At 37.8% G+C, this 26,300-nt stretch carries 25 protein-coding genes; 23 read left to right on the forward strand and 2 right to left on the reverse strand.

Going from position 1 to position 26,300, the window contains the following annotated elements; all coding sequences use genetic code 11:
• Positions 1-8: 8 nt before the first annotated feature.
• The 11 genes from VCHSUH04_RS04240 (at position 9) to VCHSUH04_RS04290 (ending at position 11,373) form a co-directional block, all read left to right on the forward strand.
• Positions 9-386: a hypothetical protein gene (locus VCHSUH04_RS04240; protein ID WP_024066231.1), complete on the forward strand. Its 378-nt coding sequence runs from the start codon at positions 9-11 to the stop codon at positions 384-386.
• A gap of 131 nt (positions 387-517) precedes the next feature.
• Complete coding sequence (locus tag VCHSUH04_RS04245; RefSeq protein WP_105085496.1) at positions 518-1,495, forward strand: ABC transporter substrate-binding protein; 978 nt, start codon at positions 518-520, stop codon at positions 1,493-1,495.
• 24 nt (positions 1,496-1,519) lie between these two features.
• Positions 1,520-2,500 (forward strand): ABC transporter substrate-binding protein, encoded by a 981-nt coding sequence (locus VCHSUH04_RS04250; protein ID WP_105085497.1) that lies wholly within the window; start codon positions 1,520-1,522, stop codon positions 2,498-2,500.
• A gap of 11 nt (positions 2,501-2,511) precedes the next feature.
• The gene (locus VCHSUH04_RS04255) at positions 2,512-3,384 is read left to right on the forward strand and encodes an ABC transporter permease (RefSeq protein WP_024066234.1); all 873 of its coding nucleotides are present in this window, start codon (positions 2,512-2,514) and stop codon (positions 3,382-3,384) included.
• A gap of 10 nt (positions 3,385-3,394) precedes the next feature.
• Positions 3,395-4,192, forward strand: coding sequence for an ABC transporter ATP-binding protein (locus tag VCHSUH04_RS04260; RefSeq protein WP_024066235.1), 798 nt, complete (start codon positions 3,395-3,397; stop codon positions 4,190-4,192).
• 172 nt (positions 4,193-4,364) lie between these two features.
• On the forward strand, positions 4,365-4,631 hold the full coding sequence (gene rpsO, locus VCHSUH04_RS04265; protein WP_005386879.1) for a 30S ribosomal protein S15: 267 nt from the start codon (positions 4,365-4,367) through the stop codon (positions 4,629-4,631).
• A 242-nt stretch (positions 4,632-4,873) separates the two neighbouring features.
• Positions 4,874-6,943 (forward strand): polyribonucleotide nucleotidyltransferase, encoded by a 2,070-nt coding sequence (locus VCHSUH04_RS04270; RefSeq protein WP_105085498.1) that lies wholly within the window; start codon positions 4,874-4,876, stop codon positions 6,941-6,943.
• Positions 6,944-6,953: 10 nt separating this feature from the next.
• Positions 6,954-7,403, forward strand: coding sequence for a dUTP diphosphatase (dut, locus tag VCHSUH04_RS04275; protein WP_105085499.1), 450 nt, complete (start codon positions 6,954-6,956; stop codon positions 7,401-7,403).
• Positions 7,404-7,886: 483 nt separating this feature from the next.
• The gene (locus tag VCHSUH04_RS04280) at positions 7,887-9,503 is read left to right on the forward strand and encodes a DUF2828 family protein (RefSeq protein WP_105085500.1); all 1,617 of its coding nucleotides are present in this window, start codon (positions 7,887-7,889) and stop codon (positions 9,501-9,503) included.
• Between the two features lie 142 nt (positions 9,504-9,645).
• A complete protein-coding gene (locus tag VCHSUH04_RS04285; RefSeq protein ID WP_105085501.1) occupies positions 9,646-10,179 on the forward strand; it encodes an NUDIX hydrolase in 534 nt (177 codons plus the stop codon).
• A 21-nt stretch (positions 10,180-10,200) separates the two neighbouring features.
• Positions 10,201-11,373 carry a phosphopentomutase gene (locus VCHSUH04_RS04290; RefSeq protein ID WP_105085502.1) on the forward strand — a complete coding sequence of 391 codons (1,173 nt, stop codon included), beginning with the start codon at positions 10,201-10,203 and terminating at the stop codon, positions 11,371-11,373.
• A gap of 240 nt (positions 11,374-11,613) precedes the next feature.
• Here the strand turns inward: VCHSUH04_RS04290 and VCHSUH04_RS04295 are convergent, their stop codons facing one another.
• On the reverse strand, positions 11,614-13,818 hold the full coding sequence (locus VCHSUH04_RS04295; protein ID WP_105085503.1) for an RNA ligase: 2,205 nt from the start codon (positions 13,816-13,818) through the stop codon (positions 11,614-11,616).
• A 137-nt stretch (positions 13,819-13,955) separates the two neighbouring features.
• Positions 13,956-14,216, reverse strand: coding sequence for a 30S ribosomal protein S20 (gene rpsT, locus VCHSUH04_RS04300; protein WP_009351773.1), 261 nt, complete (start codon positions 14,214-14,216; stop codon positions 13,956-13,958).
• Between the two features lie 273 nt (positions 14,217-14,489).
• On the opposite strand from rpsT, the gene polA reads away from it, so the two are divergent.
• From polA to VCHSUH04_RS04360, 12 genes are all read left to right on the forward strand, one after another.
• Positions 14,490-17,111 (forward strand): DNA polymerase I, encoded by a 2,622-nt coding sequence (gene polA, locus VCHSUH04_RS04305; RefSeq protein ID WP_105085504.1) that lies wholly within the window; start codon positions 14,490-14,492, stop codon positions 17,109-17,111.
• A 39-nt stretch (positions 17,112-17,150) separates the two neighbouring features.
• Positions 17,151-17,765, forward strand: coding sequence for a dephospho-CoA kinase (coaE, locus tag VCHSUH04_RS04310; RefSeq protein ID WP_105085505.1), 615 nt, complete (start codon positions 17,151-17,153; stop codon positions 17,763-17,765).
• 148 nt (positions 17,766-17,913) lie between these two features.
• Positions 17,914-18,468 carry a lytic transglycosylase domain-containing protein gene (locus tag VCHSUH04_RS04315; protein WP_105085506.1) on the forward strand — a complete coding sequence of 185 codons (555 nt, stop codon included), beginning with the start codon at positions 17,914-17,916 and terminating at the stop codon, positions 18,466-18,468.
• Positions 18,452-19,147, forward strand: a complete 696-nt coding sequence (locus tag VCHSUH04_RS04320; protein ID WP_105085507.1) for a hypothetical protein — start codon at positions 18,452-18,454, stop codon at positions 19,145-19,147. Before VCHSUH04_RS04315 ends, VCHSUH04_RS04320 begins: the two co-directional genes overlap by 17 nt.
• Positions 19,148-19,409: 262 nt before the next feature.
• Positions 19,410-19,868 carry a ribosome maturation factor RimP gene (gene rimP / locus VCHSUH04_RS04325; RefSeq protein WP_105085508.1) on the forward strand — a complete coding sequence of 153 codons (459 nt, stop codon included), beginning with the start codon at positions 19,410-19,412 and terminating at the stop codon, positions 19,866-19,868.
• Positions 19,869-19,885: 17 nt separating this feature from the next.
• Positions 19,886-20,962 (forward strand): transcription termination factor NusA, encoded by a 1,077-nt coding sequence (gene nusA / locus VCHSUH04_RS04330; RefSeq protein ID WP_105085509.1) that lies wholly within the window; start codon positions 19,886-19,888, stop codon positions 20,960-20,962.
• 2 nt (positions 20,963-20,964) lie between these two features.
• Complete coding sequence (rnpM, locus tag VCHSUH04_RS04335; protein WP_105085510.1) at positions 20,965-21,234, forward strand: RNase P modulator RnpM; 270 nt, start codon at positions 20,965-20,967, stop codon at positions 21,232-21,234.
• Between the two features lie 12 nt (positions 21,235-21,246).
• Complete coding sequence (locus VCHSUH04_RS04340; protein WP_105085511.1) at positions 21,247-21,552, forward strand: ribosomal L7Ae/L30e/S12e/Gadd45 family protein; 306 nt, start codon at positions 21,247-21,249, stop codon at positions 21,550-21,552.
• Between the two features lie 15 nt (positions 21,553-21,567).
• Entirely contained in the window at positions 21,568-24,030 is a 2,463-nt protein-coding gene (gene infB, locus VCHSUH04_RS04345; protein ID WP_105085512.1) for a translation initiation factor IF-2, read from the forward strand.
• A gap of 9 nt (positions 24,031-24,039) precedes the next feature.
• Positions 24,040-24,396, forward strand: a complete 357-nt coding sequence (rbfA, locus tag VCHSUH04_RS04350; protein WP_005386857.1) for a 30S ribosome-binding factor RbfA — start codon at positions 24,040-24,042, stop codon at positions 24,394-24,396.
• Positions 24,397-24,413: 17 nt separating this feature from the next.
• The gene (locus tag VCHSUH04_RS04355) at positions 24,414-25,358 is read left to right on the forward strand and encodes a bifunctional oligoribonuclease/PAP phosphatase NrnA (RefSeq protein ID WP_105085513.1); all 945 of its coding nucleotides are present in this window, start codon (positions 24,414-24,416) and stop codon (positions 25,356-25,358) included.
• Positions 25,358-26,299, forward strand: coding sequence for a tRNA pseudouridine(55) synthase TruB (locus VCHSUH04_RS04360; RefSeq protein ID WP_105085514.1), 942 nt, complete (start codon positions 25,358-25,360; stop codon positions 26,297-26,299). Before VCHSUH04_RS04355 ends, VCHSUH04_RS04360 begins: the two co-directional genes overlap by 1 nt.
• The last annotated feature ends 1 nt before the right edge of the window (position 26,300 follow it).

A 26,300-nucleotide genomic window follows, 5' to 3' on the forward strand; every position in this document is an offset into this window, starting at 1 on the left:
AGGTATATATGAATCAAACAGATTTAGGCGCAGCCATAGAGGCAGCGAAGGGAGAGGCAACAGAGGTTAAGACTGTAAAGGTCGATATCTTTGATATTCCTGAAACAAAGGCTGAAGAATATATTGCTAATCGTGAAGAAGTAGCAGAAGCTGCAGCACAGGTCATGAAACCATACTGTGTAACGGTAAAGCGTGAAACTTTAGATCCTGATGAAGGGGAAGCTGTAGTTGGTTATTATGTAACGGGTGAAATTTTAATGTGTGTCATTCTCGATCCATTTGAAGTACCTGTTATGAAGGTAGCACTTGATAAGGGGACCCTTAAAGACTACATTTTAGCAGCTAATGATTTAACAGAAGACATGTTAGCATCTCTCGAAAAATAAGAGGATTTCATATCTTAATGTGTTCTATAAATGGACAAATGTAAAATACTTTAATCTGCTACATTGATGTAGTAAAGAAATTTGTTTATAATAGATGTATTATAGTCATTGCAGATAGGAAGGAAATCCCCATGAATTTAAAAAAAGGTATTGCCCTAGCGCTCACGGCGGCAGCATTGATGGCATTTACAGGCTGTGGCTCAAATGGAACAACATCTAATGGTGAATACAAGGTTGGCGTAGTACAACTGGTTGAACATCCTGCACTTGATGCAGCAAATAAAGGTTTTGTTGATGCTTTGAAAGAAAAAGGCTTGGCAGATAAAATTACCTTTGACCAACAAAATGCACAAGCTGATCAATCTAATTTGAACAGTATTGCACAGCGTTTTGTTTCTGATCGTAAAAACTTAATCTTAGCGATTGCAACACCTGCAGCTCAATCTATGGCGAATGCAACTCATGATATCCCAATCTTGGGTACTGCTATTACTGACTACGAAGCGGCAAAACTTGTTAAATCTAATGAAAAACCAGGTGGTAATGTATCTGGTACATCTGATATGAATCCAGTAGAACAACAAGTTGATTTAATTTTACAAGTATTGCCGAACGCAAAAACTATCGGTACTATTTATAGCTCTAGTGAAGTAAACTCTCAAATTCAGGTTGAGAAAATGAAAGCTTACGCAGCTACAAAAGGTATTAAGGTTGAAGAGGTTACAGTTTCTAATGTAAACGATATTCAACAAGCAGCACAAAATCTTGTGTCTCAACATGTAGACGCAATTTATGTGCCAACAGATAATGTAGTAGCTTCTGCGATGAGCAATCTTGTAGCGATTACCGACCCAGCAAAAATTCCTGTGTTTGGCGGCGAAGATAACCACGTAAAAGGTGGTGCTGTAATGTCCTTGTCCGTAGATTACTACAAACTTGGATACCAAACAGGTTTAATGGCAGCTAAAATTTTAACTGGTGAAGCTAAAATTGAAGATATGCCTATTGAAATGCAAAAAGAATTTAAATTAGTTGTTAATAAAGATAAATTACAAAAATTGGGCATCACATTACCAGAAGAATTGATGAACAAAGCAACTATGATTTAATACAGAACTGGTAAGGAGTTACATATGAATTGGAAAAAAGGTATTGCAGTAGCACTTAGTGCTATCTCTATTATGGCTGTGGTAGCTGGTTGCGGTTCCAATACAGCAACTAATGATCAAAAGAAAATCGGCGTTATTCAATTGGTAGAACATCCATCTCTTGATGCCGCGAATAAAGGCTTTGTTGATGGCCTTGCATCTAAAGGTTATAAAGATGGGGAAAACATCAAATTAGACCAACAAAATGCTCAAGCTGACCAATCTAATTTAAATAGTATTGCTCAACGTTTTGTATCTGATAAAAAGGATTTAGTATTGGCGATTGCAACGCCAGCTGCACAAACTATGGCAAACGCATCTCATGATATTCCTATCATGGGTACTGCTATTACAGACTACGTTACAGCAAAACTTGTTCAATCTAACGAACATCCAGGTGGTAATGTTTCTGGTACATCTGATATGACACCTGTAGAAAAAGAGGTTGATCTTATTATTGCGTTAGTACCAAATGTAAAACGTATTGGTGCTATTTACACATCTTCTGAAATCAATTCCCAACTTCAAGTTGAAAAAATGAAAGCCTATGCAGCTACTAAAGGTATCACTGTTGTAGAAGCAACTGTATCTAACGTAAATGATATCCAACAAGCGGCTACAAATCTTGTGAACCAAGATGTACAAGCTATTTATACACCAACTGATAATGTATTAGCATCAGCTATGGCTAACTTAGCTCAAATTACTGATGCAGCTAAAATTCCAGTATTTGCTGCCGATGAAGGTATGACAATGACTGGTGGTGTAGCAACATATTCTGTTGACTACTATAAATTAGGCTATCAAACTGGTTTAATGGCTGCCAAAGTGCTTTCTGGTGAAGCTAAAATTTCTGATTTAGCCATTGAAACACAAAAAGATATTAAGTTAACTGTTAACGAAGAACGTGCTAAAAAATTAGGTATCACAATTCCTGAAGCACTTCGTAAAGATATGAAACAATAGAGGAGATTTTGATGTTAGATTTAGTGGTAGGCACCATAACAACCGGCCTTTTATGGTCTTTGTTAGCGGTTGGTGTTTTCATCACCTTCCGTGTATTAGATGTGGCTGACTTAACCGTAGAAGGTACGTTTCCAATGGGGGCGGCCATTTCTGCAATTTTAATTACTAGTGGTATGAACCCAATCTTATCTATCTTGATTGCCGGCATTGGTGGTATGGCCGCAGGTGCCGTGACAGGTTGGATTCATACAAAATTAAAGATTCCTGCGTTGCTCGCTGGTATCTTAACAATGATTGCTTTATACTCCATTAATCTTCATATTATGGGTAAAGCTAACGTATCTTTGCTTCGTATGGATACAATTTATACAATTATCGGTAGTGTACTTCATACAGCAAATATGTGGTCTGCAGCTATCGTAGGTATCATCGTAGCTGTTGTAGTTTGCTTATTACTATTCTGGTTCTTCGGTACTGAAATTGGTACAGCATTACGTGCAACAGGTGTTAACCCTCAAATGATTCGTGCCCAAGGCGTAAACACAGACAACATGATCGTTTTAGGTCTTTTGATTTCCAATGGTTTTGTTGGTATGTCTGGTGCATTGATTGGCCAATTCCAAGGCTTTGCCGACGTAGGTATGGGTATTGGTACCATCGTAATTGGTTTGGCTTCTGTAATTATCGGTGAGGTAGTATTTGGTACAAAATCCTTTGTACGTAGCCTCATCGCTGTAGTACTTGGTTCTATCGTATATCGTATCGTTATTGCGGCTGTACTCTATATGGGTATGCCACCAAACGATTTGAAATTATTCACTGCTATTCTTGTTGCCATCGCGCTTTCCTTGCCTACATTGAAAGCAAAATGGTTGGCTCGTTAAGGAGGACACTATGTTAGAAGTAAAAAATATGGTAAAAACCTTCTTTAAGGGCACAATCAATGAAAAAACTGCTCTTCAAGGTATTGATCTTCGTTTAGAAGAAGGCGATTTTTGTACTGTAATCGGTGGTAATGGTGCTGGTAAAAGTACGTTGCTAAACTCCATCGCTGGTGTATTCCCTGTAGATGAAGGCTCCATTACAATCAATGATATTGATGTCACTAAAATGCCGGAATACAAACGTGCTAAATACATTGGCCGTGTATTCCAAGACCCTATGGTTGGTACGGCAGGTAATATGCAAATTGAGGAAAATTTGATCCTTGCTATGCGCCGTGGTAAAAACTTAGGTCTTAAATGGGCTTTCAAAGATAGCGAACAAGCTTTCTTTAAAGAACGCCTTGCACTATTAGGTTTAGGCCTTGAAGACCGCTTATCTGCTCGAATGGGCTTGTTATCTGGTGGTCAACGCCAATCCATTACATTGTTGATGGCTACTATGCTTCGTCCTGAACTTTTATTGCTAGACGAACATACAGCGGCTCTTGACCCTAAGACGGCAGAAAATGTTTTGCAATTAACAGATAAACTCGTGGCAGAACATAACTTAACGACTCTTATGATTACCCATAATATGCGTGATGCATTGCGCTTTGGTAATCGCCTCATCATGATGGATGCTGGTCGCATCATCTATGATGTAAAAGGGGAAGAAAAGAAAAAATTAACAGTTGCCGATTTATTACAAAAATTTGAAGTAGCTGGGGAAAATGCATTGAGCGACCGTATGGTGCTAGGTGCGAAATAATAGAAGAGGGCACAAGCCCTCTTTTGTTTATTTACTGTATTTATTCTTTACAAGATAAGGTAGATACTGTATACTAAATAAGGTCGTAAGACATATCGTAAGCGAAGTATTCGAATCTCCAACGGTTACTTAAGCTTATCGGGATTATTTATTTTTTTAGGAGGTAACATTAATGTTAACTACAGAAGCTAAATTAGCAGTAATTAAAGAATACGCTACTCATGAAGGTGACACTGGTTCTCCAGAAGTACAAGTTGCGATTTTAACAAGCCGCATCCAATACTTAACAGATCACTTGAAAGAACACAAAAAAGACCATCATTCCCGTCGTGGTTTGTTGAAATTAGTTGGTCAACGCCGTAACATGCTTGACTACCTTCGTCGTAAAGATATCGAACGTTACCGTTCCCTTATCGAACGTCTTGGTCTTCGTAAATAATAAAATTAGCCGTCCTATTGGACGGCTTTTTTATTTTATTTCTTTATGTTATAATAACTTTAGGCAAAGGGAAACGAATGCCGATATTCAATTGTGGCAACACAAAAAAAGGACAGAGCGGCTACTCTGTCCTTTTTTATTTGTGCTAGTTGCTTTTAATAAGGTTAAAAAATAGCTTATTTTTAACTGATGATATATAATAAGAAGGTATACATATAAGAAGATTTTTAGGAGGAATAGGAATGGAAAAATTCCAAATGGACCTAGCTGGTCGTACGCTTACGATCGAGACTGGGGAACTTGCAAAACAAGCTGGCGGTGCCGTAATGGTTGGTTATGGCGATACTCGTGTACTCGTTACCGCTACAGGTTCTAAAGAGGCGAAGGATATCGATTTCTTCCCACTTACAGTAGACTACGAAGAAAAAATGTACGCTGTTGGTCGTTTACCAGGTGGTTTTATTAAACGTGAAGCACGTCCACCTGAATCTGCGATCTTGAATAGCCGTTTGATTGACCGTCCTATTCGTCCATTATTTGATAAAGGTGTACGTAATGAAGTACACGTAGTAGCAACAGTTATGTCCGTAGATCAAGATTGTGATCCAGCAATCTGTGGTATGATTGGCGCTTCCGCTGCTTTATCTATTTCTGATATTCCTTGGAACGGTCCTATTGCAGGCGTTCGCATGGGTCGTATCAACGGTGAATTTGTTGTAAACCCAACAAAAGAACAATTAGAAGCAACAGACCTTAACATTGTTGTAGCTGGTACAAAAGATGCTATCCTCATGGTTGAAGGTGGTGCTCAAGAGGTTCCAGAAGAAACTATTCTTGAAGTCATTATGGCAGCTCATGAAGAAATTAAAAAAATCGTAGCTTTCCAAGAAGATATGAAAGCAAAAGTGGGCAAGGAAAAACGCGTATTTGAAAGTAAAGACGTGCCAGCTGAAATTGCTGATGCAGTTCGTGCGTATGGTCATGATAAACTTGATGCAGCAGTACGTTGTGCAGATAAACAACAACGTGATGCACAAGAAAGTGAAGTGCGTGCAGATGTATTAGCACACTTTGAAGAAATCTACCCAGATAACTTGGGCGATGTAAATAAAGCATTTGATGCTATGACAAAAGAAATCGTACGTCATATGATCACTGTTGAAAAAATTCGTCCAGATGGCCGTAAACTTGATGAAGTGCGTCCTATCTCTTGCCGTACAGGTGTATTACCTCGTACACATGGTTCTGGCTTATTTACTCGTGGTCAAACACAAGTGTTGAACGTTGCTACTGTAGCTCCATTGTCTGAAACTCAAACAATTGATGGCATTGGTTTAGAAACAGAAAAACGTTATATTCATCATTACAATTTCCCATCCTTCTCCGTAGGGGAAACTCGTTCTTCCCGTGGTCCTGGTCGTCGTGAAATTGGCCATGGTGCGTTGGCTGAACGTGCATTAGTACCTGTTATTCCTAGTGAAGAAGAATTTCCATATGCATTGCGTTTAGTATCTGAAGTGTTAGAATCTAACGGTTCTAGCTCCATGGCATCCGTATGTGGTTCCACATTATCTTTGATGGATGCTGGTGTACCTATTAAAGCTCCTGTCGCTGGTATCGCTATGGGTCTTGTAACGCAAGGTGAACACTACACAATCTTAACTGATATCCAAGGCATGGAAGATGCTCTTGGCGACATGGACTTTAAAGTGGCTGGTACAGCAAAAGGTGTAACAGCAATTCAAATGGATATCAAAATTTCCGGCTTATCCCGTGAAATCCTTCATGAAGCATTAGAACAAGCTCATAAAGGCCGTATGCATATCATGGGTATCATGCTTGATACAATTGCTGAACCACGTCAACAAATGTCTCAATACGCTCCACGTATTATTACAATGAAAATTGATCCAGATAAGATTCGCGATGTAATTGGTTCTGGCGGTAAAGTAATTCGTGGTATCATTGACGAAACAGGTGCAAAAATCGACATTGAAGATGATGGCACAGTATTTATCGCTTCTGTAGATCAAGATGGTGCTGCTAAAGCACAACAAATCATTGAAAACCTTACTAAAGAAGTTGAAGTAGGTGAAGTATACCTTGGTAAAGTAACTCGTTTGATGGCATTCGGTGCTTTTGTAGAAGTATTACCAGGTAAAGAAGGTCTTGTACACATTTCCAAACTTGCGAAAGAACGCGTTGAAAATGTAGAAGATGTAGTAAATGTAGGCGATGAGATTATGGTAAAAGTTATCGAAATCGATAAACAAGGCCGTATCAACTTGTCCCGTAAAGATTGTTTAAAATAAGAGGTGTTACATGGATATTCGTGGCTTTGAAGTAGTTTCTGCTTTTGAAGAACAAGATATCAATTTACCAACACGTAAAACAACAGAAAGCGCAGGATATGATATTGAATGCGCTGAAGCTGTTACTTTAGAACCAGGTCAAGTAGTATTAGTGCCTACAGGTATTAAAGCTTTCATGGCATACGATGAATACCTTGCCATTCACATTCGTTCTAGCATGGCCATTAAACGACATCTAGCACTTGTGAATAGCACAGGTATCATCGACAGTGATTACTATAATAATGAGGACAACGAAGGTCATATCATGATCGCGTTACTCAATTATGGTAATGAACCAGTTTCCCTTGAAAAAGGCGAACGCGTGGCCCAAGGCATTTTCTCTAAATACCTTATCACTAACGATGACGATGCAACAGGCGTACGTACTGGTGGTATTGGTAGCACTGGGACTATGTAAACTAAATACGATTCTGAATAGAATGGTGAAAGCCGCTCAACAAAAGTTGGGCGGTTTTTTTATGTGTAAAAATTTTAAAAATAATTATTGACACACACGGATGCGTGTATTATAATTACATCATCAGGTGAAAGATATCACCGACATATTGAACAGAAAGACTTAGATTCTAACAGCAATTCTATAACATAAATAGCTTGATTAAGATGAGTATAGAATCTAGTATAATTTCATAGTTATCGTTCATAAACGATTCATAAGGTTAGACACTATCAGCAATCCTTTGATTAAATAACCAAAAAAGTAGATTTGGAGACCCCTTGGTCTAGAGTTCCGTGTCTAGTTAACCTTAGCCTCAGTGAGGTTAGTAATTGTCTTGAACTTTGTATTGTAACCGCTTATGGTTGTCTTGTTTATTTTGCTTTCAAAATTTACGTTGTGATAATCTGGAGCGGTTTTTTATATGCTAAGGAGATAGGAACTATGAATACATTTATGAACGCTTTAACAAATAATGAAAAATCTTATACTGCGAATGATGGTACAGCATATCGTACAAGTGGTAGCCCTTTGGTGGACCTTAATTTCTCTGTGCCTGTATTGCGTCAGGCTGCTGTTGATTTCTATGGTAAAAGTAAACATAACAGTCATTTTTATAGTAATGATCGTACTATGGATGCTGTAGAGTCGTTACGTCTATTCATTACATCCTATGAGGAAGATCCTCTTTATACTATGAAATGGCTTATGTATGCACGCCATATTAAGCTAGGTCTTGGCGAGCGAGATATATTCCGTATGATGCTCACTAAAATAGGTGATTTACATCCAGAGATGGCATTGCAGTTTATCATCGGCACTGAATTGTGGAACTATGGTCGTTGGGATGATGTGTTGCGCATTTTCTTTGATACGACGAGTACTATCTTATATGATGGGCTAGGAGAAGTAATTTCCAATCAGTTTAGACGTGATGTTATTGGTTGTAGTCTCGGCGACTCTATTAGCTTATTAGCAAAATGGATGCCATCCAATAATACATCCTCTAAGGAGAAGCGTTCTGAGGCAGTTATTTTGCAATCCTTGTTACATTTAAGTGCACGTGAATACCGTAAAACCTTGTCTAGGTTACGCGAATATTTAGCGGTTGTGGATAGAAAGGCATCCCTTAACCAATGGAATGATATTAATTATAATCATGTACCCTCTAAGGCAAATCTTAAATATCGTAATGCTTTCTTAAAACATGATGAAGAACGTCGCCAGGTGTATCTTGCATCATTAGAAAAGGGAGACGACTCAGTTAAGATTAATGCAAGCTCTATGTTCTTGTATGATATTGTACAAGCATACGTAAAGGCGGATAGTTGCTGGGACAGTAGTCTAAATCCATATGACGAAACATTAGAGCAATTATGGAATGCCCAAGAATCTCCTAAGGATTATGACGATATCTTAGTTATACGCGACGGGTCTGGATCTATGGGGCAACAACTATCTGGTAATAGTTCCGTTACCGCACTTAGCGTAGCAGATTCGATTGCATTGTACTGTGCGCAACATAATAAGAATGAATCCTTTAAAAATCGATTTATTACCTTTAGCAATCGGCCTCAAATGGTAGATATTTCGATGTGTCAAACATTACGAGATAAGCTAAGACGATTGCATCGCTTTGACGATTATAGCAATACGGATATAGAGGCAACCTTTGACTTAATTCTTGATACGGCTGTTAAAAATCATCTGCCTCAAGATGAGTTACCTTCATCATGCCTTATCATTTCAGATATGCAGTTTGATCAGGCTACAGCTCATGATGATAATATAACTGTTATCGAATCGTGTCGCCAGAAATTTGAATCCCTTGGGTATAGTATGCCACGACTAATTTTCTGGAATGTATCCGTCTATGCACATAATACAATTCCTCTACAAGTACATCCAAGCGGTGTTATTCTCGTATCTGGTTTCTCGAAATCTATCGTAGATATGGTGGTGTCTAGAGAACTCAATCCTGAAACGGCACTCAAAGCTGAGCTAGATGCAAAGTGTAGTATTGTAGATACAGTACTACAGGACTATGTAAAGGTAGCGTAATATTTATATAGTTTTGTTCCATAAGGTTCTTATTAGTCTAGTTATGACTAGTAGGACCTTATTTTTGTGTACATAATTTGTGCTATAATTAAGAGTAAGTTTTATAAGGTAATATTCATTATATATATACGAGGAATTATATATGGCAATTAGCAAAGAGATACAAAAATCTAGCGAAATGAAATTTGATGGTAAACTAATTAAAGTTACTTATGATATAGCTGATGTTAATGGTAATGAAGCGTGGCGAGAGGTAGTTCATCATCCAGGGGCAACTGCGATTGTAGTTGTTACGGAAGATAATAAAATCGTAATGGAGCGCCAATTCCGTTATGCTCTGCAACAGCCTTTGCTTGAAATTCCAGCAGGTAAATTGGATCCTAATGAAGAGCCTCTAACTTGTGCTAAACGTGAGTTAGCAGAGGAGACAGGATATCGTGCTAACGAGTGGATTCCATTAGGTACTATTGCAACAAGTCCTGGTTTCTGTAATGAAGTATTACATTTATATTTAGCAAAAGATCTCACTATGGGTGAAACTAATTGGGATCCCGATGAGTATGTAGAGCTTGAGTATTTTACTTTGCCTGAATTATTAGAGGCAATTAAGGGTGAACAAATTAAGGATAGTAAATCTTTGGCAGCGCTTATGCTTGCAATGCCGTACCTCAAATAATAGTGCGTAATAGGAGGATATATGTTTAAACGAATTATCCTATTAGTTATGGATTCTGTCGGTATTGGTCACGCCGTGGATGCTGCAAAATTTGGTGATGAAGGTTCTAATACATTAGGCCATATTGAAGCGGTGGCAGGCCAGATTCATTGTCCTAATTTAAAATCTTTTGGCTTAGGTCGCATTGCTGATATTTCTGATGATGGTGAAAGTATTAAAGGTGCCTTTGGCCGCATGGCAGAGCTCAGTACTGGTAAAGATACGACTAGTGGTCATTGGGAGATGATGGGGCATCACGTTACCGTTCCATTCCCAACCTTTTACGAAGGTTTTCCAAAAGAATTAATGGATACTTTCACAAAAGAGACAGGCTATGGTTATCTTGGCAATGAAGTAGCATCTGGTACAGAAATTATTGAACGTCTAGGGGCCGAACATATTAAAACCGGAAAGCCTATTATCTATACCTCGGCAGATTCTGTATTTCAAATTGCCGCCCATGAGGATGTGATCCCTCTAGAGGAACTATATCGTATATGTCAAATTACCCGTGATAAGGTTTGCGTTGGCGATTATTATGTGGGTCGTATCATTGCACGTCCATTCGTAGGTGAGCTTGGCAGTTTTGTACGTACCTCAAATCGTCATGATTATAGTCGTATGCCAGAGAAAAAGATGGTACAACAAGAGTTACAAGATGCTGGTGTGCCAACCGTAGCCGTTGGGAAAATCGGAGATATTTATGCCCATGTAGGATGGGATGAAAGCTACCCAACAAAGACTAATTCCCATGGCATGAATATGGTTCCATACTTACTTGGCTCCTCTTTTGAGCATGGTCTAATGATGGTTAACCTTGTTGAATTTGATAGCTTATATGGTCATCGCAGAAATGTAGATGGATACAAACGGGCTATTGAGGACTTTGATTACCAACTAGGCGGCTTATTGCAATTACTGAATGATGACGATTTACTACTCATCACCGCTGACCATGGAAACGATCCAACTTGGAAGGGAACCGATCATACTCGTGAATTAGTACCAATTCTTGGTTATAGTCCACGTATTGATGGCCCCATAGACCTTGGCGATAGAAAAACCTTTGCTGATATTGGGGAAACTATATTAGAAAACTTTGGTCTGAAACAATGGGGCATTGGAACATCATTCTTAGAGAAACTTAGTAAATAATTTTCTAATATGTTTTTTGTACTTTTAGGTTCAGAATCTATATTATTACCTATGTACGACACTGATATAATTTCAAAATAACAAAATAATATGCTATATATGAGATACTACCAGTTAAAAATAAATACTTTTAACTGGTAGTATCTTTAAAATAGTTAGTTACATCATAAAGAACGACCAACTTATGTACATCATAAGTTGATCGTTTTTTTACTTTATAGAAGTATATTTCTTATTTAATTATAGCAAGCCTTTACGCTCCATCATTTCTTTTATATTTAGTAAGGTGGATTTACAAACTACATCATATTCTAGTGTACTCAAGAAATCTGCAAATTTTCTATCATCTTCGTTTTTACAGTTTTCGTAAGGAATTTTACCATTTTGTTGATATGGTTCTAGAATCCGGTTACGTCGGTGCTTCCAAGTATTATAATAAGGACCTTTAAATTTTGTCATAAAGCCATTGCTATCAACTAGTACAAATCCTTCAGACTCATGATGTGAATTAAGTTCCTTATTTATGATGCTATTCAGTTCGTCCATTGTATTAACTTGTTGAATTGTTTTTACAATAGATATTAACTGAGTGTCATACTTTTTAAGGATGGAATCTAGTTCTGCTAGTCGCTCCCTAGAGAAAGATACATCAATATGCTTGCCATTTACATCTAACGTATTTTGAATCATATCAAGTACATAAAGATGGTCTTGGTCATATTTTATAATATGTGTATCTTCTTGACTAATGACTTCAAACATCATAGAACAGCTATTACGTTTTAATAACTCTTTGATTTCTTCTTGTAAGCTTGTAGGTAGTTTTTGGAATAAATTTTTAAACAGATCTACGTGCATACCTTCTGTAGTAGATTTAGAAGCAAAGACTAACTCATCATTAATAACACCAAGAATAGCGAGGTATCCATTTTCTTTAGTTCGAATTTCTACAGGGAAGGAGAGAGTATTAGCTAAATTATTTAACTCAGTTTCTGGTCGTTCATTGAGATTAAAGAATTTATTATAACTACGTAATTTCACATCTCCTGTCATACGATCAACAAATAACCCTCGAGCCTGTACTGTATTTTCATTCCATAATCGTTTGTGGAATACACGTGAGGTAAAGTTCAAGGAATATAGGTTAGGGGAGCATTTTTTTACTTTTACTAATTTAGAATTACCTAAAATATTAATATCTTCATTTTGCGTGAAAATGACATGTTGTGTCATGTTTTGGTATTCATGGCGCATGTACTCTTTATAGTACACATCATTTTTAATACCATTTTTAGTAAAAGCATCTGCAGTAATATCAATGTATTTGAGTTCTCCACCAAACTCTACTTCTCCTTCTAAGCAGAAGGAACATTTACCATCCGGAACACCGCGATGACCATGAATTTGAATAAAGTCCTGACACATTCCTTTTTCATAATTTGTATCATATATTTTAGCAATATCTGTTTCGTAAGCTCCAAAACCATTTATAAAGGTAGAGGTAGCTATAAAGGTCATGTTAGGTACATAGGAAAGACCAGCATGGGATACTAAATATTTTTTGCCATGAAAGCTGAAAGGATAGCATTGACGAAGTGATTTATAAAAGAGGCGTAATTCTCGTTGAAGTGATTCTACATCTTTTTTCGTCATATCTTTTACGATAGGTGCCACTACTTCTTTCATAAATCGTTTGGAATGATCTAAGTTTGAATTGAATGCAAAGTTTGCAATATGTCGTTCGTGATTACCTTCCAACATAATCGTATTAGGCAATGTACTAAGACGCATCATTTCGTACATCATTTCTTTATTTTCAATACCGCGCTCCAAATAGTCGCCACAAAAGATATACAGTGTTTTTTCATCCCATGGAGTGATAGCTTGTTGTAATGCCGTGTAACAGCCGTGAATATCACCGATGACACGCACTCGTTCATATCGATTCGTTAAATTTACAGTAAAGTAATTGTTGATTTCATCGATAGAATTTATTTTCCTACAAAATTTTGGTAATGTAGTTGTTTTAATCATCTTGTGCATGCGTTGTATAACTTGCTCAGGTACTCGTTTGTAATCTGTTCGTGTAGCATTACGAGCTAAACATTCTTCTAATGAGGTATCTGGTTCGTAGTAATATACAGTATATTTATATTTGTTAAGCAATTCTTTATATGCATTAACAGCTTTAGATGTAGTGTGGGTAGCATCTAAAACGACAAAGTCGCCATTGCTCATTCGTTTCTCTAAGCAATCTAATAGGAGTTCCCAGGCCGGACCATTATCCTCTTGTGAAATATACCAGCCGTTTTCACCAAGGGAAGGGCTGCGTAATAGCATACGGAAATGATCGGCTTCTAAGGTGTAAGCCTCAAGATTGTTGTCACGAATCCACTGAGACTTACCACTAGCAGGAGCACCACGCATTAATAATAGTGTTCTCATAGTAATAGTCCTCTAATCTGCCCATAGGGCGTAATAAAATATAACTGTATAAAAAACGAAACAATCATTATATAAAAAAGGGCATAAAAAAACAGCCTCAACGGAAATCCGAGAGACTGTCTTACTTGCTTTTAAAATTATAAAGCGTTTACTTTAGCTGCAAGGTTGGATTTTTTGCGAGCTGCAGTGTTTTTATGAAGTACACCTTTGGAGGCTGCTTTATCAATTACGCTAGTAGCATGAACAAGTGCTTGTTTTGCTTCTTCTACTGCGCCTGCTTGAACAGCTTCTACGGTTTTACGACTTGCTGTACGGATTTGAGATTTTACAGCGGCGTTTTTCGCACGACGTTCAGCATCCGTTTTTACGCTTCTAATACTGGATTTAATGTTTGGCAATTGAGTCACCTCCTTAAAAATCGTTTCTTATACCTGAATGATTATATCATACCACATATTGATACGCAAGGACTTTTCAGCCCAATATTTTCCTTGTTAATATGAAGTATAAAACATTTTCTATTGTTATTTAACTATAGCATATAAGTCTGTTTTATGAAATCAAGATTATTAATATATTTGCTAGTGTTGTAATTAGTTATTTATTTTGATTTTAAAAGTTACTTAGCTCCCTTATGTTATAATAAAGGATAGAATTAAGCGAGGTGTATTATGAAAAAATTAATGATTATAGATGGCAGTAGTTTGTTATTCCGTGCTTTTTTTGCATTACCACCGTTGAAGTCTGCTTTGGGGACTCCAACGAATGCAGTGTATGGTTTTTTAACAATGCTCATCAAATTGTATGAAGAAATTAATCCTGATTATATTGCAGTAGCTTTTGATAAAGGTCGTCAGACTTTCCGTACTGAAATGTACAGCGAATATAAAGGCAATCGTCCAGATGCACCAGAGGATTTACGTCCACAGTTTAGTCTTATTCAAGATGTATTAAAAGCTTTAGGTATTTGTGTTATTGAAGAAGAAGGCTTTGAAGGGGACGATATTCTAGGATCTTTAAGTAAGAAATTTGGTACATCAGAGATGGCTGTTCAAATTATTACTGGTGACCGCGATAATCTCCAGCTCGTTACAGAGCATAGTCACGTGTTCTTAACTAAAAAAGGTATTTCTGATATGTTAGAGGTTACTCTTGATAACATGGAAGAACTCTATGGCTATGGTCCTGATAAGGTTATCGAAATGAAAGCCCTTATGGGTGATTCCTCTGATAATATTCCAGGTGTACCAGGTGTAGGAGAAAAAACGGCTCTTAAATTGATTACAGAATACGGTGATCTTGAGTCCGTATATGACCATATCGAAGATATTTCCGGTAAGAAATTAAAAGAGCGACTCGTAGAAAATAAAGACTTAGCATTTTTATCTCGTGAATTGGCAACCATTAAGACAGATATGGACTTATCTTACAAGGTTGAAGATTTTGTACAAAATTTCCATACCTCTGAGGTACAGCCTTTATTCGAAACCTTGGGATTTACTAAATTAACGCCTCGTATCGTACAAGTAATGGGCGGAGAGGAAGCTGATTTTGGTGATCCTGGTTCTTTATTTGCTCCACAAGAGGAAATTTCTCTAGATGATTTAGCAGATGCTAAGGCTTTAACCTCTGATTTCTATACAGATAAAACGGTGGCAATACATGTTGTGCTAGATGGTAAAACCCCATTTAGAACAGTAACGAATGTGTATTTATCTAATGGTGATACTATTGTAAAAACAGATGATACTAAAGCTGTATTAGCGGTTTTACAAGGGGCAAATGCTTTCGTTACTACTCAAACTAAAGAGATTATTGAAGCCTTTGGTGAAGATGCACCAGCCGAGATTTCTTTATTTAACGATGATAAAACTGCTCGTGTCCATGATATGTCTCTTCTTGCGTACTTGTTAGATCCTACGCGTACTAACTATGGTTATCTATATTTAACGGAACGTTTCTCCGTGCCAAGCATTGCTAGTGGTAGTGTAGATGTAGAATGCGTATCTATGGTAAAAGCTTTACTCGCTATGAACGAAGTAGCTTGTGAATCTGCACGCCGTGAAGAGCTTTGGTCTCTATATGAAACAATTGAGTTGCCATTGATTCATACTTTAGTAGTAATGGAGAAAAATGGCATTTATATTGATACAGAAAAATTAGCTGAAACTACGGCTCGTTTTAAAGAGGAACTAGCACAAGTACAGCAAGAGATTTACGATATCGCAGGGGAAACTTTCAACATTAACTCGCCTAAACAATTGGGTGTTATCTTGTTTGAAAAGATGAACTTACCAATCATTAAGAAAACTAAGACTGGCTATTCTACTGATGCAGAAGTACTTGATATGCTTCGTCATGAAAGTCCGATTGTAGAGAAAATCTTGGCATACCGTTCAGTAGCAAAATTAGTATCTACCTATTGTGAAGGCTTGGCGGTTCTTATTAATGATAAGACTAAGCGTATTCATACGACCTTTAATCAAATGGTTACCGCAACAGGACGTCTTAGCTCTTCTGACCCTAACTTACAAAATATTCCTGTCCGTACTGAAAAGGGTAGAGAAATTCGTGCCTTATTCTATCCAGGTGCAGGGTACGATACTTTGGTCAGTGCCGATTACTCTCAAATTGAGTTGCGTATCTTAGCTCACTTGTCTGGCGATGAGGCTTTAATTAAAGCCTTCGTTGACGGCAAGGATATTCACCGTTTTACTGCTGCGGAGGTACTAGGAAAATCTCAAGAGGATGTTACGAGTGAAGAGCGTTCCCATGCGAAGGCGATTAACTTCGGTATCATTTACGGTATTTCTGATTTTGGCTTGTCTCGTGACCTCGGTATTACACGGGGTGAAGCTAAAAACTATATTGATTTATACTTTAGCCGTTATCCGAAGGTTAAAGAGTATATGGATCGCATGGTTCAAGAAGCTCATGAAACTGGTAAGGTTCGTACTATGTTCGGCCGTCAACGTGAATTGCCTGATATTAACAGCCGTAACTTTAACCGTCGCTCCTTTGCAGAACGTACGGCAATGAATACACCAATTCAAGGCACAGCTGCTGATATTATCAAGTTGGCTATGAACCAAGTCGAGAAAAAGCTAGAAGATGGAAACTTTACATCTCGTCTTTTATTACAGGTACATGACGAACTTGTATTAGAAGTGGTCAATTCTGAATTAGAAGCAGTAGAAGAATTATTACGTACGACTATGCAATCTGTTGTGGAGTTACAAGTACCTCTTATTGTAGATGTACATCATGCGGAAAATTGGGCGTTAGTTAAATAATAGTTTTTTATATTAGTTTATTAAAAATAGAAGGCATATATGTTTAAAATAGGATTAACTGGTGGTATTGCATCGGGCAAGAGTACAGTCCTTACCTATTTTAAGGACAAAGGGATACCTTATATCGATGCAGATATCGTCGCTCGTGAGGTAGTAGAGCCCGGTACTGAAGGTTTAGAAGCAATTGTAGATGCCTTTGGTTCTAATGTACTGCATGATGATGGTACATTAAATCGTGAAGCATTGGGCGCTATTGTCTTTCACAATGAAGAAAAACGACAATTGTTAAATGGCTGTTTAAAAACACATATTCGCAATCGTATTTTGGAACTAACATCTCAATATGAATCGGTTAATACACCGATTTTAATCTATGATATTCCATTACTCATAGAGGGGGAATGGTATACCATGATGGATGAGGTTTGGCTTGTTTATGTAAACGAGCCTACTCAGATAGATCGCTTAATGAGTCGCAATGGATATACCAGAGAGGATGCTTTGGCTCGCATTAATAGTCAAATGCGGCTTGATGATAAACGTGCCTATGCAGATGTAATCATTGATAATAATGGTACACCTCAGGCTTTGACCGCAAAATTAGATACAATTTGGAGTGAGCGTCTAGAGCTGCTTTTACAAAAACCTCAATAATAACAATAGATGTGTCAAAATTGGTATATAAAAAATAGTATTAAATGGTATAATAAGCCCATGAAATTTAGTATTATAGTATCCTAGCATTTGGTTATAGCTAGATTATGGTAAATGTCATAGTAGTTATATGTAGAAAGGGGGATTTATGAAACGTGCAACGGCAACGGCGTTATCGTGCGTCGTACTTGGGTGGTTTTATTTTGCTCATTTAGATGATCCTTTAGCGCGTCAAGTGGCGTACCCCTTTAACTATAGAGATGTAGTGATGGCTGCAGCTGAGAAGGAACAGGTTCCACCGTCCTTGGTAGCTAGTGTTATCTTAGCTGAAAGTAAATATAAGAATACTGCTGAGTCTGAAACAGGTGCTCTTGGATTGATGCAACTCATGCCAGATACAGCGCGTTGGGTTGCTCAACAAGTTGGTCATGGTAATTATACAGATCGTCAGCTAAAAGAGCCTGAAACAAATATTGAGTTAGGAACATGGTATCTAGGCCATTTGTTAAAAGAATTTAATGGCGATGAGGTGCAGGCGTTAGCTGCGTATAATGCGGGACGCGGCCATGTTGAATCCTGGCTCAATGAGAATAAATGGAATGGCATGGTTGATACTATACCATTTCCAGAAACACGTAGCTATGTAAAAGCTGTTTTACAGTATCAACAGAAATATGAGGCATTATATGGAAACGATTATTGAAGCTTGTAAAGCATTAGATTATTCATGGTTGCCTCAGCAGATTGTGGGATTTACCTTAGTAGTATCCAATGAATCTGATTACACTGCGCTACTTGAACGCATTACAGCAGGTGAAGAGGTATTAAAGGTACCTATTTTCCATTATCAAAATGATCTAGGGTGGCGATGGTCTGCCTTATATGATAAAGAGGTAGAGGACTATACGGTTCATATTGAAATGCCACTCTTTTCCTTTGTGGATATTTCCTTTGTGCGTGCTGATTTAGAATCGTTCTGGAAGGGGTTACAAGATCGCTGTGTCAAAGGTTTAACTAATATGTTAATCGAGCCAGCAAATAACTTTACTTTTACATACCGTCGCCGAGGCATACCTGAATGGGATTTTTCCGAGGTCATGCCTAAAGAATTGGAAGGTTTTATATGTGATGTTGATCCATCTCACGGAATTCGGATGATTAATGGTTCTTTTATTATCGGTGAATATCGTAAGATGGATGAATGTACTGGATTATTGCTATATTATAACGAATTACGTGATGAGTACTTTGCAGAGCTTCGCTATAAAAACTATCCTGAAATAGACCATCATTTAGATGCTAAAAATTTAGTTGATTTAACAGCTGTTCTTCGTGAGCATCTAGGACCTATATTAATAGGATTAAATGATCGGGTTGACTAATAATTGTAAAGTGTGACTATGCTATTTTTTGAGTTATTTTATATTATATGAAATAATCTAAGTGGGAATGTTTGGTTAAAGCCCATAAGAAAGCGTAGAATTTGTATATACACAGTAAATGTGATATACTATATATGACTTTTATATAAATCTTTTAAAAGAGTGGGCTTATGTCCACTCTTTCATTTATGATTAGCCTAATTTTAAGGTGTTTGAAATCAAGAGATATATACAAGATGTAGTAATGAAGGAGGCGATGGCTATGAAGAGAGAAGCAGTAGAGGAATTTGTATCCTCTGTAGTTGAAGGTATTATAGCCGGCACCGAAATGGAACTAGTTGATGTAGATTACGTTCGTGAACGCGATTGGTATTTACGTGTCTATCTCGACAAGCCAGGTGGTGTAGATTTGGATGACTGTCAGTTGGTTAGCGAAAAACTAAGTGCTGTGCTCGACGAAAAAGATCCAATTACGGAAAACTATTTATTGGAAGTATCTTCTCCAGGCCTAGATCGAGTTCTTAAGAAGGATAAGGATTTGGTTCGCTATAATGGTCGTGATGTTGATATCCAACTATTTAAACCGATTAATGGCAGTAAACAATTTACTGGTGCATTAGAAGGTTTTACAGACACAACTATCGATTTTACTATCAATGGTGAAAGCATGACATTCGAACGGTCTGCCATTGCACAAATTCGATTACATCTTGATTTTTAATATATGGAGGCATACGAGTGAGTCAAGAATTAATTCAAGCGGTAATGGTGCTTACAAAGCAAAAAGGTTTTGCTCCTGAGGTTATTTTTGAATCCTTAGAGGCTGCATTGTTGCAAGCATATCGCAAAGAACCAACATCTAATCCAGATGCGTACGTTGTGATTGACCGTGAAACAGGCGTTTACAAAGTAATGGCTAAAAAACAAGTAGTAGAAACTGTGGAATTGCCAGAAACAGAAATTAGCTTGTTAGAAGCGCGCAAAATTGACAAACGTTTTGAAATTGGCGACGTAGTAGAAGTAGATGTTACTCCAGCTAACTTTGGCCGTAGTGCTGCCCATACTGCAAAACAAATGCTTATTCAACGTTTGAAAGAGGCTGAACGCAGCGTAGTATACGAAGAATACTATAGCCGTGAAGGCGATATTATTACTGGCGTTATTACACGTGTTGAAGGTAAAAATGTATTTATCGATTTAGGTAAAACAGAAGCAATCTTGCCTCCTACTGAGCAAATTGCTACAGAAACATATCGCGAAGGAGATCGTATTAAATGCTATATCGTAGAGGTTAAGAAAACTACGAAAGGGCCTCAAATCATGATTTCCCGCACACATCCTGGTTTATTAAAACGCCTCTTTGAGTTAGAGGTACCAGAAATTTATGAAGGTGTGGTAGAGCTTAAATCCGTAGCTCGTGAGCCAGGTATGCGTTCTAAGATTGCTGTTTATAGCCGCGATGAAAATGTTGACCCAGTAGGTGCTTGTGTAGGTCCTAAAGGTCAACGTGTACAACATATCGTTGATGAGTTACATGATGAAAAGATTGATATCGTTAAATGGGATGAAGATCCAGCAATTTATATCGCAAACTCTTTGAGTCCAGCAAAGGTTGTATCTGTTGATGTAAGTGAAGAAGAAAAATCCTCTTACGTTGTAGTTCCTGATTATCAATTATCCTTAGCAATTGGTAAAGCTGGTCAAAATGCTCGATTAGCAGCCAAATTAACTAACTGGAAAATCGATATTAAGAGTGAAACTCAAGCAGCTGAAGAACCTTTTGCGGGTTTTGGCAATGCTGAGGATGGAGAATAGTCATGAAACCGAAATCCCAACCTATGCGCACCTGTGTAGGATGTGGTGAGCCAAAGGTAAAACGTGAATTGATTCGCGTAGCCTTGAGCCCAGACGGTAACATCAGTATTGATCGCACTGGTAAAGCACCAGGACGTGGAGCCTATCTATGTGAATCCATGTCGTGCTTTGAACAAGCCTATAAGGCAAAACGATTAGAACGATCATTAAAGCATAGTGTATCGAAAGAAATATACGAAGCGTTACAACGTGATTTACAAGAGCATGAGTAATCACTGATATACATGAATGAAGATAAAATTTTGAATCTCTTAGGTTTAGCACAACGAGCAGGTAAGGTTATTTCTGGTGATTTTATCGTAGAAAAGGCTATAAAGAGAAAGGAACCAAAATTGGTGCTTCTCGCTGGTGACTGTGCAGCCAACAATGAAAAGAAATATACTCAATTAGCAGAAACACATCAGATTCCACTTCATAGTATTGCCAATAAAGAGGTGTTAGGAACAGCTATTGGTAAAGAAGTTAGGGTAGTAGTCGCCGTACTAGATGATGGATTTGCAAAGGCAATAGTAAAAGAGATTGATCGATAATAAGGGGGTATGTAGATGTCCAAAAAGCGCGTCCATGAAATCGCCAAAGAGTTCGGCGTAGAAAGTAAGCAGGTTATTTCTATTTTGCAACAACATAATGTAAATGTTACGAAAGCAGTTAATTCTGTAGATGATTCCGGTTATGAAATTGTAAAAAAACAATTGAGTAAGAAATCTGAAGCACCTAAAGTAGCACAAAAAACAGAACAAAAAGTAGAACAAAAATCTGCTCCAACTGCAGCTCATAAACAAGAAGCTGCGCCACATAAACAACAAAATCCAAATCGTTCTAACGAACAGAAAAAGGATAATCGTAAACAAGGTGGTCAAAAACAAGACGATCAATCTAAACAAAATGACCATAAAAAGGGCAATGTACGTCATGTACAAATCTCTGAACCTACACGTAAATCCGAAGGTAACCAACAATCTGGTGACCGCGCTAACAACCGCCCTAACAATAATAACCGCAATAATGACAACCGCAATAACAATGGTCGTCCTAATGATGCACGTAATAATGATAATCGCAATAACGACAATCGAAACAATGATAACCGCAATTCTAATAACAATGATCGTCGTAACAAGAAAAATAAAAAAGGCGGTAATAACCGTCCTCAATCCTTGTTATCTACATCTATGCAAAAGAAAAAGAATCGCGTAAAACATCGTAATGAACAGTACTTACAACAAAAAGCTGAGGCTGAACGTAAGGCTGAAGCAGCGATTGCTACGGAAATCGAATTATCCGGTCCTTTAACAGTTAAAGAATTAGCTGAAAAAATGGGCCGCGAAGTATCTGAAATCATCAAAAAGTTGATGCTTCTAGGTGTTATGGCTAGCATTAACCAAGAGGTTGACGTTGATACTGCTACAATCGTAGCTGAAGAATTTGGTGTAACTGTAACAGAAGTAGAACCTGAAGAAGATCCTACTGATATCATCGAAATCGAAGATGCACCAGAAACATTAAAACCTCGTCCTCCAGTTGTTACTATCATGGGTCACGTTGACCATGGTAAAACATCCTTGTTGGACGTAATTCGTCAAACTAATGTAACAGCTGGCGAAGCAGGTGGTATTACTCAACATATCGGTGCTTACCAAGTTCGTTATAACGACAATAAAATTACATTCCTTGATACTCCTGGCCATGAAGCGTTTACAGCTATGCGTCTTCGCGGTGCTAAATCTACAGATATCGCAGTTCTCGTTGTAGCTGCTGATGATGGTGTAATGCCGCAAACTATTGAAGCCATAAACCATGCTAAATCTGCAGATGTACCTATTATTGTTGCTATCAACAAAATGGATAAACCAGGTGCTAACCCAGACCATGTTAAACAACAATTGTCTGAACATGGCCTTTTACCAGAAGAATGGGGCGGCGATGTAATCATGGTTCCAGTTTCTGCGAAACAAAAACAAGGTATCGACGACTTGCTCGAAAATATCTTGCTCGTAGCAGAAGTTATGGAATTAAAAGCGAACCCTAACCGTAAAGCTTACGGCGTAGTTATCGAGGCTCAACTTGATAAAGGTCGTGGTGCTGTATGTACCGTATTAGTACAAAAAGGTTCCCTTCGTGTAGGTGATACTGTACTTGCTGGTACTGCTTATGGTAAAGTACGCGCCATGACAAATGAACGCGGTGAAAAGGTAAAAGTAGCTCGTCCTTCTATGCCAGTTGAAATCTTGGGCTTCTCAGAAGTTCCACAAGCTGGTGAAATCATCAATGGTATGGATGATAACGAAGCACGTGCAATCGCAGAAAAACGTATTGCTAAACAACGCGTTCAAGAATTGCAAGCTACTCACAAAGTTACATTGGATGATATCTTTAACCAAATTCAACAAGGTGAGTTAAAAGACCTTAACATCATCATTAAAGCAGATGTTCAAGGTTCTGTAGAAGCATTGCGTCAATCTTTAGAAGGTATTAAAAACCCTGAAGTTCGTATTGTTATCGTTCATGCTGCAGTAGGTGCTATTAATGAATCCGATATCATGTTGGCTTCCGCATCTAATGCAATCGTTATGGGCTTCAATGTACGTCCTGATGCTAATGTACGTCGCGCTGCAGAAAATGAAAAAGTTGACCTTCGTACATATCGCGTAATCTACGATGCTATCAATGACGTTGAGTCTGCGATGCGTGGTATGTTGGCTCCTCAATTCAAAGAGGTTGTCGTTGGTCGTGCAGAGGTGCGTCAAGTTATCTCTACACCTAAAGCTATCGTTGCCGGTTCTTATGTAACAGAAGGTCGTATTACTAACGATTCTGAAGTACGTTTGATCCGTGATGGTATTGTTGTATTTGAAGGTAAGGTTGACTCTTTACGTCGATTCAAAGACGAAGTAAAAGAAGTTAAAACATCCTTTGAATGTGGTATCTCCTTAGAAGGTTACCGCGACATCAAGGAAGGCGACGTAATTGAAGCGTACTTGATGGAAGAAATTGCACCTCAACTATAGGAGGTTTATATGAGTGACGTTCGTGTCAGAAAATTACAAGAATTCATCAAACAAGAGGTAAGTCAAATGTTGATGCGTGGATTGAAAGATCCTCGAATCGGCTTTACTACTATTACCGATGTTCATGTAACCGGTGATTTACGTGAGGCTACAATTTACGTTTCCTTGTTTGGTTCCGATAAGGAAAAAGAAGATACTCTTATTGCTTTAAAGCATGCAGCAGGCCATATTCGTACTGAGCTTGGTAAAGTACTTAAGTTGCGCCATATTCCTTCTATCACATTTGATAAGGATACGTCTTTAGACTATAGCATGCATATTGAATCCCTTTTGAATGAAATCAAAAAGGACGAAGAAAAAAATTAACACAAAGGATAGAGGACATGAGTAAGATTACTATTAATCAATTACATGTGGCTCTGTGTGAAGCTAATTCTATTATGCTAACCGTCCATGTTAGACCTGATGGTGATGCTATCGGGTCCATGGTGGCCTTTTACGAAGCCCTTGTAGGGCAAGGTAAAACTGTATATATGGTAGTGGATGATGTAGTTCCTGAGAAGTACTCATTCTTACAATATACGGACCACATCCATGATGTAGCGTATTTTGAAACAAATCCTGTTGATATTGATATGCTAATGGTATTGGATGCTAGCACGTATGAGCGAATTGGCAAAGTAGGTGCACTATGGAGTGCACCTATTTTTAATATAGACCACCATATTTCTAATACGGAGTTTGCTGATTATCTATATTTAAAGCCTAATTTTGCTGCCACTGGTGAAATTATTACCGATTTATGTACAAAATGGAATTGGCCTATCACTGAGTCTATGGGCACTGCATTATATATGGCTATTGCTACAGACTGTGGTTTCTTTAAGTTTAGTAATACCACAGCCAATACTTTAGAAATGGCTGCAAAATGTGTAGCAGCTGGTGCTAGACCTAATGTTATTTCTGAAACGATTGAAGCTGTGTCTGCCAGTCGTCTTGAATTAACAAAACAAGTTATGCAAACTATCGAGTTTTACAAGAATAACACAGTGGCTACAATCGAGTTGAATCGTGAAGCCATGACAATTCTTGGGGATGATACGGATGGTTTTGTAGATATTATTAGAAACGTCGATACTGTTGATATAGCTATTTTATTAAAAGCTGAAGCTGATGATAGAACGCGAGTAAGCTTGCGTTCTAAAGGAACCGACGTGAATGCTATAGCTAGTAATTTTGGCGGTGGCGGACATATTCGAGCTTCCGGTTGTACCATTAATTTACCATTACAGGAAGCAAAACAAGCTCTTATTGAGGTGATTAAATAATGGATGGCGTTTTACCATTTTTAAAACCTCCTGGAATAACAAGCCATGATGCTGTTGCCATTTGTCGCCGCATTTTAAAAGAGAAGCGCATAGGACATAGTGGTACTTTAGATCCTATGGCATATGGTGTATTGCCAGTATTTCTTGGTAAGGCTACGCGACTTATTGAATACACTGATGGTTTTGATAAAACCTATGTGGCAGAATGTAAATTCGGGACTTTTACAGATACTGAAGATAGTTCAGGTCAACCCGTATTGCCTGATAATGACATGGTATTGCGAGATGGCGTTCTATTAAATGAATCGACTCAAAGTTCAGAACTTGCTGATGCTATAGTAAAACCAACTTTTGAAGAATTAGTCAATACATTGAATACGTTCTCTGGAGTTCAAAATCAGAAACCATCAAAATATTCCGCTATTAAAGTAAATGGTATTCGTGCTTATGAATATGCCCGTAAAGGTATTCCTGTAGAATTGCCATTACGGAAAATTCATATAAAAAATATTGAGCTTGTAGCGTATGGCTTTCCATATTTTACAGTTCGTGTAACATGCTCTGGAGGCACTTATATTCGTTCATTATTACGTGATATATGTGTTTCATTAGGTATACCAGGAACGATGACATCTTTGGCGCGTACTCAAGTAGGGCCCTTTGATATTGGTTATGCAAAAATGGCTGAGGAACTGATGATTCATGGTGAAAGCCTATTGCTACCAACGGATACGGCGGTATCTCATCTTTCAAAAGTAACGGTAAATAGTGTACAATTAAAGATGATGGTTCAAGGCAAACAATTATCTATTGATAGTGAATTTTCCCATACCGAACCAGATCATTATTATAGAGCCTATGGTCCTCATGGATTCATTGGTATTATGAAACGAACAAACCACACATTAAAGGTGGAAAAAAATATTTTTATTGAAGGATAAG

The sequence above is a fragment of the Veillonella sp. T14073-2 genome, from assembly GCF_002959875.1.
GTDB classification, from domain to species: domain Bacteria; phylum Bacillota; class Negativicutes; order Veillonellales; family Veillonellaceae; genus Veillonella; species Veillonella infantium.